This is a genomic window from Streptomyces laurentii (assembly GCF_040635425.1).
Taxonomy (GTDB): Bacteria; Actinomycetota; Actinomycetes; order Streptomycetales; family Streptomycetaceae; genus Streptomyces; species Streptomyces laurentii.
This window is the reverse complement of the sequence record NZ_JBEYHT010000003.1, coordinates 26,251-39,499: the sequence shown is the minus strand read 5'-3', so window position 1 is coordinate 39,499 and position 13,249 is coordinate 26,251. Positions and strand designations below refer to the sequence as shown.

Below are 13,249 nucleotides of genomic sequence, written 5' to 3'. Positions count from 1 at the left end.
GGCAAATCGGCCCCCGACCGCGGGTCGGCCCCCGGCTCAGCCCTGGGCGGCGTCCGCCCCGGCCTCGCCCTCCCCGGCGTTCTCCATGAGCTTCTTCATCATCTCCTGGAAGTCCAGGGTCTCCCCGGCCGGCGGCGGCGTGACCTCGGCCTTCGTGCCGTAGTCGGAGTAGAAGGCGGTGACCTTCAGGCTGCCCTGGGGCATCGCCATGCCGACGAGCATCTTGGCCGGGTAGCCGTCCTTGTCGACCCAGACCTCGGTGTCGTAGGACTTCAGTCCGGCCGTCTTCATCGTCTCGAGGAGGGCCTTGCGGTCCTTCTCCGGGACGACGTCGAGGTTCTTGTTGGCCTTCATCATCTCGTCGACGGTGACCGAGCCCTTGTAGTGCTCGGTGTCGGTGCCCTTGATCTTCTCCGGGCCGACGTGCTTGATGCCGCGCGCCTGGAGGAGCACCGCGAGCTGCTGCGCCGGGTCCTGGTTGGAGCCGCTCATGTTCGCGGTCATGGCCTTCAGGGACGCGTTGCCGGACTCCTTGGCCATGGCGGCGAAGTCCATCTTCATCCAGGTCTTGCCGCCGAACTGCTTGGCCATCTCGGCGCCGACCTCGGTGTACATGACGTTGTCCCGCATGATCATGCGGATCTTGCCCGGCATGCCGCCCTCGGCCGCGCCCGCGCCGGCCCCGGCGAGCATGCCGCCCTCCATCGTCACGTCCATGACGGTCGGGTCCCAGCCCTGCACGCCCGACATGGTCGTGGTGCCGTCGGCGGCGCCCGTGCCGGTCATCTCCATCGTCATGGTGAACTTGGCGGCCTTGGCCTCCGACGTCTTCTTGAAGGCCGCCGTGATGGCCTCGGTGACGTCGCCCGCGCCCTGCGCGGCGGCCTTGCCCGCCGTCTTCCCGGCGGACTTGGCGTCGCCGTCCTCGCAGCCGGCCACACCCGTGACGACGACGGCGGCCGTGAGCGCGACGCCCGCGCGCTTCCATGCGGAAACGGTCATGTATCCCACCCCTTGTGCGTGATCTCGAATGCCCCTTACAGCACCGTAGCCCACCGCACCGACAAAGGACGGGCAAAAAAACGCCCCCCGGACCTCGGAGAGGTCCAGGGGGCGTTCTCAGGACGCTGGAGCCGCGAGGGCTCCTGAGCCGGTGGCTCAGACCGCGGCCGGGTCCTCCTCGACGAGGAGGTTGCGGGTGCGGTTCGAGTCCAGCGGGATGCCGGGGCCCATCGTGGTGGCGAGGGCGGCCTTCTTGATGTAGCGGCCCTTGGCGGCGGACGGCTTCAGACGGAGGATCTCCTCCAGCGCCGCACCGTAGTTCTCCACCAGCTTGGTGTCGTCGAAGGACACCTTGCCGATGATGAAGTGCAGGTTCGAGTGCTTGTCGACGCGGAACTCGATCTTGCCGCCCTTGATGTCGTTGACAGCCTTGGCGACATCGGGGGTGACGGTGCCGGTCTTCGGGTTCGGCATGAGACCACGCGGGCCGAGGACACGGCCGAGGCGGCCGACCTTGCCCATGAGGTCCGGGGTGGCGACGACGGCGTCGAACTCGTTCAGGCGGTTGCCCTTGGAGATCTCGTCGATGAGCTCGTCGGAACCGACGATGTCGGCGCCCGCGGCGATCGCGGCCTCGGCACGGTCACCGGTCGCGAAGACCAGGACCCGGGCGGTCTTACCGGTGCCGTGCGGAAGGTTCACGGTGCCGCGGACCATCTGGTCGGCCTTGCGCGGGTCGACACCCAGGCGGAAGGCAACCTCGACGGTCGCGTCGAACTTGGTGCTGGCGGTCTCCTTGGCCAGACGCACGGCCTCGAGCGGGGCGTAGAGCTTCTCCCGGTCGATCTTCGCGTCGGCAGCGCGGAGAGACTTGCTGCGCTTCACTTCTGCTCCTGTGTGTTTCAGGTGTGGAGTCGTGGTGCGGGCCGGCGCTGGCCCTACCACTGGGGATCACAAGGGGTGATCAGCCCTCGATCGTCACGCCCATGGAACGGGCGGTGCCGGCGATGATCTTCGCGGCAGCGTCCAGGTCGTTGGCGTTGAGGTCGGGGAGCTTGGTCGTGGCGATCTCGCGGACCTGCGCCTCGGTGATCTTGGCGACCTTGGTCTTGTGCGGCTCGCCGGAGCCCTTCTCCACACCAGCGGCCTTGAGGATCATCTTGGCGGCCGGCGGAGTCTTGGTCACGAAGGTGAAGGAACGGTCCTCGTAGACCGTGATCTCCACCGGGATGACCCAGCCACGCTGCGACTCGGTCGCGGCGTTGTAGGCCTTGCAGAACTCCATGATGTTGACGCCGTGCTGACCCAGCGCGGGGCCGACCGGCGGAGCCGGGTTTGCGGCACCGGCGTTGATCTGGAGCTTGATAAGCCCCGTGATCTTCTTCTTCTTGGGAGGCATTGCTCTCTCCGGGTCCTAGTGAGAGTTTCCAGCCGATCCGTCCGGTCATCCGGACGGAGGCATACCGCACAACGATAACGGGTATAGCTGCGCGGCCAAAAACCGAGCAGGTCAGAGCGGCTGCGAGAGCCACTCTGACCTGTCCGGAAACCTGTGGGGTCAGTTCTTCTGGATCTGGTCGAAGCTGAGCTCGACCGGGGTCTCGCGACCGAAGATCTCGACGAGGCCCTTGACCTTCTTCGAGTCGGCGTTGATCTCGTTGATCGTGGCCTGGAGGGTGGCGAAGGGGCCGTCGGTGACGGTGACCGAGTCGCCGACCTCGAAGTCCAGGACCTCGACGGTGACCTTGCGGGCCGGAGCCGGCTTGCCCTCGGCCTCGGCGGCCTCGCGGGCGGCCTTCTCCTCGGCCTCGGGGGCGAGCATCTTGACGATCTCGTCCAGGGTCAGCGGGTACGGGTCGTAGGCGTTGCCGACGAAGCCGGTGACGCCCGGCGTGTTGCGGACGACGCCCCACGACTCGTTCGTCAGGTCCATACGGACGAGCACGTAGCCGGGCAGCTTGTTCTGCCGGACGTTCTTGCGCTCGCCGTTCTTGATCTGGACGATCTCCTCTTCGGGGACCTCGGCCTGGTAGATGAACTCCTCGACGTTCAGCGAGACGGCACGCTGCTCGAGGTTGGCCTTCACGCGCTTCTCGTAGCCCGCGTAGGTGTGGATCACGTACCACTCGCCGGGCAGGCCGCGCAGCTCGTCACGGAGGGCGGCGACGGGGTCGACCGGGGCGGCGGGCTCGGCCGCCTCCTCGGTCTCGTCCTCATCCTCGGTCTCGACGTCGGCCTCAGCCTCGGCCTCGGCCTCGTCGGACTCGTCCTCATCCTCGGCCGACTCGGCGTCCTCGTCGGACTCCGCGTGGACGGCGGCGTCCTCGGCGTCCTCGGCGGCCTCGGCGTCAGCAGCCTCGGCCTGGTCCTCGTCGGCCGCCTCGACGATGTCCAGCTCGTCCTCGACGGACTCGGACTCGAAGGCGTCGTTCAGGTTCGCGTCAGACACGGTGGCTGCTTCTTCCTGCGATACAGATGGGGTGGAACAAAAAGTCAGCCGAAGACGTACTTGACTGCTTCCTGGAATCCATAGTCAATCACGGTCACAAGGCCGATCATGATGACGACGAAGACAATCACCACGGTGGTGTACGTCGTCAGCTGGCCGCGCGTAGGCCAGACGACCTTGCGGAGTTCGGCGATGACCTGCCGGTAGAAGAGCGCGAGACGGCCCAGAGGGCCCTTCTTCCCGCGCTTGCCGCCCTTACGGGACTTCTTGCGAGTCTCCGGTGCGGCATCCTCGGCATCAGGCATGTCGATGGAGCCCACGGCGTCCGTCACGATCACTCACCTGATTCCGGGTAGGCCGTGCCGCGCCCGGAATGGAGCCGCACGGCGGTGCAATGAAGTACGTACATGCGCACACAGCCTGGCGGTGTGTGTAGCAGGGCCGGAGGGACTTGAACCCCCAACCGCCGGTTTTGGAGACCGGTGCTCTACCAATTGAGCTACGACCCTTTGTGGCTTCCCCAACCTACCCCATCGTGCGATGTGGTCGGTGCGGGCCAACGAGCAGTGAGTGTACGTGGTGAAGAGCCCCACGTCGAACAGGAAGCGCGCCGACCTGCCCGCACGCCCGCCGGAGCCGCCCCGCAAGGGCCGGAGGTACACCCCCGTACGGGCCGTATGTAACCCCCGTACGACCGGGAATGACCATTCCTGTCCACTGCCTGAAACCGTTGCGCCGGGCTTCGGCGGCGTCTGCAACGATGGCCGTATGAGCGCTGCTACCTCTCCCACCGAGCGCCGGGTCTCCGCCCGCGTCGGTGCGATCTCCGAGTCCGCGACCCTCGCCGTCGACGCCAAGGCCAAGGCCCTCAAGGCCGCCGGGCGCCCGGTCATCGGTTTCGGCGCGGGTGAGCCCGACTTCCCGACGCCGGACTACATCGTCGCCGCCGCCGTCGAGGCCTGCCAGAACCCCAAGTACCACCGCTACACCCCGGCCGGCGGCCTGCCCGAGCTGAAGGCCGCCATCGCCGCCAAGACGCTGCGCGACTCCGGCTACGAGGTCGAGCCGTCCCAGGTCCTCGTGACCAACGGCGGCAAGCAGGCCATCTACGAGGCGTTCGCCGCGATCCTCGACCCGGGCGACGAGGTCATCGTCCCGGCCCCGTACTGGACCACGTACCCCGAGTCGATCCGGCTCGCGGGCGGTGTCCCGGTCGAGGTCGTCGCCGACGAGACCACCGGCTACCGGGTCTCGGTGGAGCAGCTGGAGGCGGCGCGCACGGAGCGGACCAAGGTCGTCCTCTTCGTCTCGCCCTCCAACCCGACCGGCGCCGTCTACAGCGAGGCCGACGCCGAGGCGATCGGCCGCTGGGCCGCCGAGCACGGCCTGTGGGTCCTCACGGACGAGATCTACGAGCACCTGGTCTACGGGGACGCGAAGTTCACCTCGCTGCCCGCGCTGGTGCCCGAGCTGCGCGACAAGTGCATCGTCGTCAACGGTGTCGCCAAGACGTACGCGATGACCGGCTGGCGGGTGGGCTGGCTGATCGGCCCGAAGGACGTCGTGAAGGCCGCGACCAACCTCCAGTCGCACGCCACCTCCAACGTCAGCAACGTGGCCCAGGTCGCCGCGCTGGCCGCCGTCTCCGGGAACCTGGACGCGGTCGCGAAGATGCGCGAGGCCTTCGACCGCCGCCGCCAGACCATCGTGCGGATGCTCAACGAGATCGAGGGCGTCTACTGCCCGACCCCCGAGGGCGCGTTCTACGCGTACCCGTCGGTCAAGGAGCTGCTCGGCAAGGAGATCCGCGGCAAGCGCCCGCAGACCTCGGTCGAGCTGGCCGCCCTGATCCTCGACGAGGCCGAGGTCGCGGTCGTCCCGGGCGAGGCCTTCGGCACCCCTGGCTACCTGCGGCTTTCGTACGCGCTTGGCGACGAGGACCTGGTGGAGGGCGTGTCCCGCGTCCAGAAGCTCCTCGCCGAGGCGCGCGACTGACACTTCACACCACCTACAGATATCTGTACGTGAGGCGGCGGAGTCAACGCCACCCACCTGGTGCCGTCACTAGGTGGTCCGGGCCCCTGGTTCTCCGGAACCAGGGGCCCGTTTTTACGTTCTAGCCAGGTCCCGATCGGGGAAACGGACTGTTCTCGTCCATCCGGCTGCGGCAATATCGGCCAATGGAACACCCACACCGCGATCTCAGCACCCTCCCCAAGGCCCATCTGCACCTGCACTTCACCGGGTCGATGCGCCCCTCCACGCTGCTCGAACTGGCCGACAAACACGGGGTCCACCTCCCCGAGGTGCTGCGCGGCGGGACTCCCCCGAACCTACGGGCCACGGACGAGCGCGGCTGGTTCCGCTTCCAGCGCCTGTACGACATCGCGCGCTCCTGCCTGCGCGAGCCCGAGGACATCCAGCGGCTGGTGCGCGAGGCCGCCCAGGAGGACGTCCGGGACGGGTCCGGCTGGCTGGAGATCCAGGTCGACCCCACCTCGTACGCGCCGCTGCTCGGCGGTCTGATCCCGGCCCTGGAGATCATCCTGGACGCGGTCGACGCGGCCGCGCGGGACACCGGGCTCGGCATGCGCGTGGTGATCGCGGCGAACCGGATGAAGCACCCGCTGGAGGCGCGCACCCTGGCCCGGCTGGCGGTGCGCTACGCCGACCGGGGTGTGATCGGCTTCGGCCTGTCCAACGACGAACGGCGCGGCATGGCCCGCGACTTCGACCGCGCCTTCGCCATCGCGCGCGAGGGCGGCCTGCTCGCGGCCCCGCACGGCGGCGAGCTGACCGGTCCCTCCTCCGTACGGGACTGCCTGGACGATCTGCGCGCGGCCCGGGTCGGGCACGGCGTGCGGGCCGCGGAGGACCCCCGGCTGCTGCGCCGGCTCGCGGAGCGGCAGGTGACCTGCGAGGTGTGCCCCGCGTCCAATGTCGCGCTCGGCGTGTACGACAAGCACGAGGACGTCCCGCTGCGCACCCTCTTCGAGGCCGGCGTTCCGATGGCGCTCGGCGCCGACGACCCGCTGCTGTTCGGCTCCCGGCTCGCGGCCCAGTACGGGATCGCCCGTAGGCACCACGAGTTCACGGACGCCGAACTGGCCGAGCTGGCCCGGCAGTCGGTGCGGGGCTCGGCGGCGCCGGAGGACGTCCGGAAGAAGCTGCTGTCGGGGATCGACGACTGGCTGGCGGCACCGGTCGCCGTCTGACGTGCGCGGAGGCGCGGACGCAGGCCACGCGCGCGTACGTCAGCCGTTGCCGCCGCTCCAGCCGATGCCGCGCGTCACGGTGCGGGCGAGGGAGCGGGCGAAGTCGTCGACCGGCTGGGGTGGCCTGCCGTCCGCCGTCATCTCGTAGGCGAACGCGCGGTGGACGCAGGCGCCGAGGAGGAGGGCGGCGGCGGCCTGGCAGTCGGCGTCGGCGGCGATCCGGCCGTGGGTCTGCTCGGCGCGGAGGTACTCCGTCAGGCCCTCGATCGGCCGGTGCGGGCCGGCGCCGAGTTCGCGCAGGCCCTCCTCGTGGCGGGCCTTGAGCCGGGGCTCGGCGTAGAGCGACGCGGCCATGGGGAAGGTCTGCTCGTAGAAGAGGGCGGCCCGGCGGGCGATCTCCGTCAGGTTCTCCTCGACACTGCGCCCCTGAGGGTCGACGGCGAGGGTGCCGAGGAGGCCGCCCAGTCGCGGCAGCCGTTCGTTGAGGACGGTGACGAACAGCTCTTCCTTCGACGGGAAGTACTTGTAGAGCGCCGCCTCCGAGCAGCCGGCCGCCTTGGCGATCTCCTTGGTGGTCGTCCGGGCCAGGCCGGCCGTGCCCATCAGGTCGTGGGCGGCGTCGATGATCCGGACCCGGGTCGGCTTCTGGTCCACGAGGACTCCCGAAAACGCTTGACGGTGAGTGAGTGCACACTCACCCTAGTGGTGAGTGAATACTTACTCATCCCCTGGGAGGGTGCGACATGAAGCTCACCGTCTTCGGCGCGACCGGTGGCATAGGCCGAGAGATCGTCCGCCAGGCCCTCGACGCGGGCCACGAGGTCACCGCCGTCGTCCGCGATCCTGCCCGGTTCACGGTCACCGGGCCGCGCCTCGACGTCCTCCGCTCCGATCTGTCCGATCCGGAGTCCTTGCGGGCCACCGTGGCCGGCCGGGACGCGGTCCTGTCCGGTCTGGGCGCCCGCGGCCGCGCGGACGCGGGCGTCACGACCCGGCTGACCCGCGCGGTCCTGCGCGCCATGGAGACCGCCGGGACCCGCCGCCTCCTCGTGGTCAGCGCCGCGCCCGTGGGCCCGGTGCCGGACGGCCAGGGCCTCCTGGACAAGGCGGTGCTGGCCGTCGTCGGCTCGCTGCTGAAGGACGTCTACGCCGACCTGCGCGAGATGGAGGCGGAACTGGCGGCGAGCGGCACCGACTGGACCTCCGTCCGGCCGCCCCGGCTGACGGACAAGCCGGTCACCGGCCGCTACCGGCGCGTGGTCGGCGGCAATCCGCCGCACGGCCGGACGATCGCGCGCGCCGACGTGGCACACGCGATGCTGGCGATGACGGACGACCCGGCGACGGTGCGCCGGGGCGTGGGCGTCGCGTACTGACCGCGGCGGGGCTCGGCGGGTCAGATCTCGACGCCGACGGTCACCGGCTCGTTGACGAGGGTGACCCCGAACGCGTCCCGCACCCCGGCGACGACCTCGCGGGCGAGCGCGAGCAGGTCCTCGGTGGTGGCCTCGCCCCGGTTGGTGAGGGCGAGGGTGTGCTTGGTGGAGATCCGGGCGGGCCCGGAGCCGTACCCCTTGGTGAAGCCGGCCTTGTCGATGAGCCAGGCGGCGGAGGTCTTGGTGGCGGAGGCGCCGACGGGGAACGCGGGCGCCTCGGCGTCCGGGCCGAGCCGCTCGGCGACGCGCTCGCGGAAGGCCGCGAACTCCTTGTTGCCGAGGATCGGGTTGGTGAAGAAGGAGCCGGCGGACCAAGTGTCGTGGTCCTCGGGGTCGAGGACCATGCCCTTGCTCGCGCGCAGCTTCAGGACGGTGTCGTGGGCGTGCGCGAGCGGCACCCGCTCCCCCATCCCGACGCCGAGGGCGCGGGCGGTCTGCTCGTACGCGACGGGGGCGGAGAGCCCCTCCGCGTCCTCCAGCCGGAAGCGGACGCGCAGCACCACGTAGCGGTCGGGCCGCTCCTTGAAGAGGCTGTGCCGGTACGAGAAGCGGCACTGCTCGTTGGTGAGCGTGACCGTCGCGTCCTCGTGGGTGTCGTAGGCCACGACTTCGGTGAGGGCGGCGGACACGTCCTGTCCGTACGCGCCGACGTTCTGCACGGGCGTGGCGCCGGCGGAGCCGGGGATGCCGGCCAGGCACTCGATCCCGGCGAGCCCGGCCTCGACGGTCCGGGCCACGACGTCGCTCCACACCTCGCCGGCCGCGACCTCCAGCGTCGTCCCGTCCAGGGCGAAGCCCCGGGTGGCGATGCGGAGCGCGGTGCCGTCGAAGCCCTTGTCGCCGATGACCAGGTTGGAGCCGCCGCCGATGACGAGCAGCGGGGTCCCGGCCGCCTTGGCCTCACGGACCGCGGCGATCACCTCGTCGTCGGTGGTGGCCGTGACGAGCCGGGCGGCGGGCCCGCCGAGCCGGAAGGTGGTCAGGGGCGCGAGGGGGGTGTCGTGGAGTACCTGCACGCGCACAAGAGTACGTTCACCCGGCTCGGCGGCCCGGGTGCGGCACCGGGCACGGCGGAGCCCCGGCGCCGTCGGGCACCGGGGCTCTCGTCCGTACGAGACGGGGTGGAACAGGAGGGGCGGGGCGGAACGCGCTCAGCCGAGCTGGACCACGGCCCGGGACATGCCGAGGACCTTCTGGCCCGCGCTCATGGCGAGGAGGTCGACCCGGACCCGCCGGTCGTCCAGCTTGGCGGCCACCTTCGCCGAGACCTCGACCACGGCGCCCCGGCCGTCGTTCGGGACGACGACCGGCTTGGTGAAGCGGACGCCGTACTCGACGACGGCGGCCGGGTCGCCGGTCCAGTCGGTCACGACGCGGATCGCCTCGGCCATGGTGAACATGCCGTGCGCGATGACGTCCGGCAGCCCGACCTCCTTGGCGAACTTCTCGTTCCAGTGGATGGGGTTGAAGTCACCGGAGGCGCCGGCGTACCGCACCAGCGTGGCGCGCGTCACGGGAAAACTCTGGGCGGGCAGCTCGGTGCCGACCTCGACCTCGTCGTAGGCGATCTTCGCGGTCACGGTCAGGCCTCCTCGGGGGCGCGGGACACGATCTTGGTCCAGGCGGTCACGACGTGCTCGCCGGCCTCGTCGTGGACCTCGCCGCGGATGTCCAGGATGTCGTTCCCGGCCAGCGACTTCACGGCCTCGATGGTGGTGGTGACCGAGAGGCGGTCGCCGGCCCGCACGGGGCGGGTGTAGGCGAACTTCTGGTCGCCGTGCACGACGCGGCTGTAGTCGAGACCCAGCTGCGGGTCCTCGATGACCTGCCCGGCGGCCTTGAACGTGATGGAGAACACGAAGGTCGGCGGCGCGACGACGTCCGGGTGACCGAGGGCCTTGGCGGCCTCCTGATCGGTGTACGCGGGGTTGGCGTCCCCGATCGCCTCGGCGAACTCGCGGATCTTCTCGCGGCCGACCTCATACGGCGGGGTGGGCGGATAGGTCCGCCCCACGAAGGACTGGTCGAGCGCCATGGCCTCGGACCTCCTGATCTGGTGCGCGATCTGGTGCGTACTGCCGTACTGCCGAGTAGGGCAGTACAAACGACACGAGGCCGCCCCCGAAGTGGGGGCGGCCTCGTGATCGAGCCTGGTTAGCGCGTCTCGCGGTGCGCGGTGTGCGCGTTGCAGCGCGGGCAGTGCTTCTTCATCTCAAGACGGTCCGGGTTGTTGCGCCGGTTCTTCTTGGTGATGTAGTTCCGCTCCTTGCACTCCACGCAGGCCAGCGTGATCTTCGGGCGGACGTCGGTGGCAGCCACGTGAGTGCTCCTTGACGGACGGATAAACGGATGAACGCAGAAAAGAGTAGCCGATTGCAGGACCGACCCTACAATCGGCTACTGGGTGTAGCGGTGACCGGACTTGAACCGGTGACACAGCGATTATGAGCCGCTTGCTCTACCGACTGAGCTACACCGCTTTGATGTTCTGGATCCGTCCGAGGACGGACCCTTCCCACCAGAGCCCCAATACGGAATCGAACCGTAGACCTTCTCCTTACCATGGAGACGCTCTACCGACTGAGCTATTGGGGCGAGCGAGGAAGACATTACACGGTCCTGAGCCCATCACCCAAATCCGTTCTCGCAGGCCCCGGCGGGGCGAGGCGGGAGAAGGACGCGGGGCGGGAGGGGCCTGGTCGCCGCCCGGTTTCCGGCCGGGCGCGGGCCCTCGCGGCGGGGCCTTCGCCACCGCCCTGGGTGCTGCCCAGGGCGCCGCCTCGGCAGCGCCCGGACCGCCGCCCGGACCGCCGTCGCGCGCGCCGCGCGCCACCGCGTACGCCCCCCACCCCCGTACGCCACACGTGCCCTCCTCGGTACGTCGCGTGCGTTCCTCCCCGGAGGCGGCCCCGGGCGGCCCTAGGCTCGGGGCCCACCACGCTGCGTGATCTTGGTCCTGGCCCGGGGCCCCGGCCGTGAGTCCGGGGCCCCGGCCCTCCTCCCGCGGCGTGGTCCTGGCGAGCCGGCCGTGAGGAGCCCCGTGTCAGCCGACAGCAAGCAGCCCCGGCAGCCGCCGCCCTCGCCCGACGAGGGCCGGGCCGCGACGGGCGCCGCCGCATCCGCCTCGCTGCTGCTCCGCAACGCGCGGCTGACCGACGGCCGCACGGTCGACGTCCGGCTGAGCGGCGGCCGGATCGAGGCCGTGGGCACCGCGGGGAGCCTCGGCCACACGGGCGGCGCGGGCGCCCGGGTGGACCTGGCCGGCTATCTGCTGCTGCCCGCGCCCGCCGAGCCGCACGCGCACCCCGACACGGCGCTGACCGCCGACCTGGCCGACGGCCCGGCCGCCCCCGGCTCCGTCCCGTACGGCGCCGAGGAGATCCAGCGGCGGGCCACCGAGGCGGCGCTGCTCCAGCTCGGGCACGGCGCGACGGCGCTGCGCGCCCATGTGCGGATCGGCGACGGCCGGGGGCTCGGTCCGCTGGAGGCGGTGCTCCAGGCCCGGAATTCCCTGCGCGGCCTGACGGACCTGGCGGCGGTCGCCGTGCCCCGGCTGCTGACCGGGACGGCGGGCGCCGACGGGCGCGCGCTGCTGTGGGACGCGGTGGCGACGGGCGCGTCGGTGCTCGGCGGCCGCCCGGAACTGGACCCGGACCCGAACGGCTACGTCGAGCTGGTCCTGGCCCTCGCCGCCGAGCACGGCCGCCCGGTGGACCTGCACACCGACGGGAACGATCCGGCTTTCCTCGCCCGGCTCGCGGCGATGGCCGCGGGCGTGCGGGCGGGGGTGACGATCGGGCCGTGCGCGGGGCTCGTCCGGCTGTCCGGCGAACGCGCCCGGCGGACCGCGGACCGGCTCGCCGCGGCCGGGGTGAACGTGGTCTGCCTGCCCCAGGGCGGCTGCGCGGCGGCCGGCACGCGCGGCACGGCGCCGGTGCGGCTGCTGCGGGCGGCCGGGGTGCGGGTCGCGGCGGGCGGCGGGGCGCTGCGGGACGTGTGCAATCCGGTGGGGCGGGGCGACCCGCTGGAGGCGGCGTACCTGCTGGCCTCGCTGGACGGGGTGGCGGAGCGGGCGGCGTACGGGGCGGTGAGCGCGGACGCGCGGGCGGCGATGGGGCTCGCGGAGGTACGGGTGGAGGCCGGCTTCCCGGCGGAGCTGCTCGCGGTGCGGGGCGCGCGGCTGGCGGGCGTGCTGTCCCAGGCGTACAGCCGGATCGTGGTGCACCGCGGGCGGGTGGTGGCCCGGACGAGCGCGGTACGGGAGTACCGCGACTCGGCGGCGGCGCTCGACCTGCCCCGGCAGGCGGCCCGGCCGGAGCGCCCGGACCGGCCCGACTCGACGGGCCCGGGCGGGCCGGGGGCCGTACGGTCGTGAGTATGCGCGTAGTCATCGCTGGAGGACACGGACAGATCGCCCGGCGGCTGGAGCGGCTGCTCACCGCGGGCGGACACGAGCCGGTGGGCATCGTCCGCCGGCCCGAGCAGGCCGAGGACCTGCGGAAGGACGGGGCCGACGCGGTCGTGCTCGATCTGGAGTCGGCGACCGTCGGGGAGGTCGCGGCGGCCCTGCAGGGCGCGGACGCGGCCGTCTTCGCGGCGGGCGCGGGCCCGGGCAGCGGCGTGGACCGCAAGGACACGGTGGACCGGGCGGCGGCGGTCCTCCTCGCGGACGCGGCCGAACGGGCGGGAGTACGCCGCTTCGTCATCGTCTCGTCGATGGGCGCGGACGCGCGGCACGAGGGCGACGAGGTCTTCGACGTGTACCTGCGGGCGAAGGGCGCGGCGGACGACGACGTACGCGGGCGCCGGACCCTCGACTGGACGGTGCTGCGGCCCGGCATGCTGACGAACGACGCGGGCAACGGCCTGGTCCGCCTGGAGGCCCGCACGGGCCGCGGGCCGGTCCCCCGCGACGACGTGGCCGCGGTCCTCGCCGAGCTCCTCGACACGCCGGCGACGGCCGGCCTGACCCTCGAACTGGTCTCGGGTTCGATCCCGGTCTCGGTCGCGGTGAAGGACATCGCGGGCAACTGACCTGCCAGGCAGGTCTCTTGGAGGCGGCCCCTACCCTTCGTCGGCCTGATGCGCTGGGATGGCGCGTCATGGGATCACGTACGAACGCCCGGGCGCGTACGCGGAGTCGGGGA

The 13,249-nt window shown here is 71.4% G+C and carries 15 protein-coding genes and 3 tRNA genes; 5 read left to right on the top strand and 13 right to left on the bottom strand.

The window, feature by feature from the left end; all coding sequences use genetic code 11:
• Positions 1-36 precede the first annotated feature (36 nt).
• From ABZ693_RS02745 to ABZ693_RS02720, 6 genes are all read right to left on the bottom strand, one after another.
• Entirely contained in the window at positions 37-1,002 is a 966-nt protein-coding gene (locus ABZ693_RS02745; RefSeq protein ID WP_359872594.1) for an SCO4651 family lipoprotein, read from the bottom strand.
• A 156-nt stretch (positions 1,003-1,158) separates the two neighbouring features.
• A complete protein-coding gene (gene rplA / locus ABZ693_RS02740) occupies positions 1,159-1,887 on the bottom strand; it encodes a 50S ribosomal protein L1 (RefSeq protein ID WP_359872592.1) in 729 nt (242 codons plus the stop codon).
• A 79-nt stretch (positions 1,888-1,966) separates the two neighbouring features.
• Complete coding sequence (gene rplK, locus ABZ693_RS02735) at positions 1,967-2,401, bottom strand: 50S ribosomal protein L11 (protein WP_359872590.1); 435 nt, start codon at positions 2,399-2,401, stop codon at positions 1,967-1,969.
• A 159-nt stretch (positions 2,402-2,560) separates the two neighbouring features.
• Positions 2,561-3,451: a transcription termination/antitermination protein NusG gene (gene nusG, locus ABZ693_RS02730; RefSeq protein WP_359872588.1), complete on the bottom strand. Its 891-nt coding sequence runs from the start codon at positions 3,449-3,451 to the stop codon at positions 2,561-2,563.
• A gap of 44 nt (positions 3,452-3,495) precedes the next feature.
• Positions 3,496-3,783, bottom strand: a complete 288-nt coding sequence (gene secE / locus ABZ693_RS02725; protein ID WP_359872586.1) for a preprotein translocase subunit SecE — start codon at positions 3,781-3,783, stop codon at positions 3,496-3,498.
• 104 nt (positions 3,784-3,887) lie between these two features.
• Positions 3,888-3,960, bottom strand: a tRNA-Trp gene (locus tag ABZ693_RS02720).
• Between the two features lie 259 nt (positions 3,961-4,219).
• Between ABZ693_RS02720 and ABZ693_RS02715 the strand changes: the two genes are divergently transcribed.
• Together ABZ693_RS02715 and ABZ693_RS02710 are read left to right on the top strand one after the other, a co-directional pair.
• A complete protein-coding gene (locus ABZ693_RS02715; protein ID WP_359872584.1) occupies positions 4,220-5,446 on the top strand; it encodes a pyridoxal phosphate-dependent aminotransferase in 1,227 nt (408 codons plus the stop codon).
• Between the two features lie 185 nt (positions 5,447-5,631).
• On the top strand, positions 5,632-6,666 hold the full coding sequence (locus ABZ693_RS02710; protein ID WP_359872582.1) for an adenosine deaminase: 1,035 nt from the start codon (positions 5,632-5,634) through the stop codon (positions 6,664-6,666).
• Between the two features lie 39 nt (positions 6,667-6,705).
• Here the strand turns inward: ABZ693_RS02710 and ABZ693_RS02705 are convergent, their stop codons facing one another.
• Positions 6,706-7,320 carry a TetR/AcrR family transcriptional regulator gene (locus tag ABZ693_RS02705; RefSeq protein ID WP_359872580.1) on the bottom strand — a complete coding sequence of 205 codons (615 nt, stop codon included), beginning with the start codon at positions 7,318-7,320 and terminating at the stop codon, positions 6,706-6,708.
• Positions 7,321-7,409: 89 nt separating this feature from the next.
• Here ABZ693_RS02705 and ABZ693_RS02700 point away from each other — a divergent pair, with 89 nt between their 5' ends.
• Positions 7,410-8,042, top strand: coding sequence for an NAD(P)-dependent oxidoreductase (locus tag ABZ693_RS02700; RefSeq protein ID WP_359872578.1), 633 nt, complete (start codon positions 7,410-7,412; stop codon positions 8,040-8,042).
• Positions 8,043-8,062: 20 nt separating this feature from the next.
• Here ABZ693_RS02700 and ABZ693_RS02695 read toward each other — a convergent pair whose 3' ends face one another.
• From ABZ693_RS02695 to ABZ693_RS02670, 6 genes are all read right to left on the bottom strand, one after another.
• Positions 8,063-9,118 carry a UDP-N-acetylmuramate dehydrogenase gene (locus ABZ693_RS02695; protein ID WP_359872575.1) on the bottom strand — a complete coding sequence of 352 codons (1,056 nt, stop codon included), beginning with the start codon at positions 9,116-9,118 and terminating at the stop codon, positions 8,063-8,065.
• Between the two features lie 135 nt (positions 9,119-9,253).
• Entirely contained in the window at positions 9,254-9,682 is a 429-nt protein-coding gene (locus tag ABZ693_RS02690) for a MaoC family dehydratase (protein ID WP_359872573.1), read from the bottom strand.
• A 2-nt stretch (positions 9,683-9,684) separates the two neighbouring features.
• On the bottom strand, positions 9,685-10,137 hold the full coding sequence (locus ABZ693_RS02685; protein WP_359872571.1) for a MaoC family dehydratase N-terminal domain-containing protein: 453 nt from the start codon (positions 10,135-10,137) through the stop codon (positions 9,685-9,687).
• Positions 10,138-10,256: 119 nt separating this feature from the next.
• Entirely contained in the window at positions 10,257-10,421 is a 165-nt protein-coding gene (rpmG, locus tag ABZ693_RS02680; RefSeq protein WP_003948671.1) for a 50S ribosomal protein L33, read from the bottom strand.
• A gap of 88 nt (positions 10,422-10,509) precedes the next feature.
• A tRNA-Met gene (locus ABZ693_RS02675) sits at positions 10,510-10,582 on the bottom strand.
• Between the two features lie 42 nt (positions 10,583-10,624).
• Positions 10,625-10,697 (bottom strand) — tRNA-Thr (locus ABZ693_RS02670).
• Between the two features lie 445 nt (positions 10,698-11,142).
• Here ABZ693_RS02670 and ABZ693_RS02665 point away from each other — a divergent pair.
• Together ABZ693_RS02665 and ABZ693_RS02660 are read left to right on the top strand one after the other, a co-directional pair.
• Positions 11,143-12,477 carry an amidohydrolase family protein gene (locus ABZ693_RS02665; protein WP_359872569.1) on the top strand — a complete coding sequence of 445 codons (1,335 nt, stop codon included), beginning with the start codon at positions 11,143-11,145 and terminating at the stop codon, positions 12,475-12,477.
• Positions 12,478-12,479: 2 nt separating this feature from the next.
• Positions 12,480-13,136 carry an NAD(P)H-binding protein gene (locus ABZ693_RS02660; RefSeq protein ID WP_359872567.1) on the top strand — a complete coding sequence of 219 codons (657 nt, stop codon included), beginning with the start codon at positions 12,480-12,482 and terminating at the stop codon, positions 13,134-13,136.
• Positions 13,137-13,249: the final 113 nt, after the last annotated feature.